General features: G+C 23.9%; 1 pseudogene. It reads left to right on the top strand.

From position 1 onward, the window contains the following. Nucleotides 1-58 precede the first annotated feature (58 nt). Nucleotides 59-389: pseudogene (locus tag ACF91D_RS32285) on the top strand (tryptophan-rich sensory protein); the annotation flags it as partial.

The raw sequence follows: 389 nt of genomic DNA, 5'->3' as shown, positions 1-389 counted from the left end.
GCTATACACGATTTCAAAAATTTATACTACACTAAATAAATATAAAGGCTATAATCGCTTGCCTTTTTCAATTTATTTTGGTTGGGTTACTGTTGCTACTATAGTTAATATTTTCACTTTAGTTTTAAATAATAATATTGAGACAATATTAGGCTTGAATGAACTGACTTGGACAATAATAATATTAATTATTGCTACATTAATAGGTGTTTTTATTTCTATTTTCTTTAAAGACTGGTTGTATCCACTTGTTATTATATGGCCTTACTTCGGAATATATGTTGAAAATAAAAATATTTATTCAAGCTTGGATATTACATTGATTTTAGCAAGTTTATCATTAATCATTGTTTCTATTATTATAGGTTTTCAAAGAAAAAATTATAATC

The sequence above is a fragment of the Staphylococcus sp. 231237_7MaSpsaltlick genome (genome assembly GCF_043107035.1).
The sequence above is the reverse complement of the archived record's forward strand: the minus strand, read 5'-3'. Positions and strand labels throughout refer to the sequence as shown.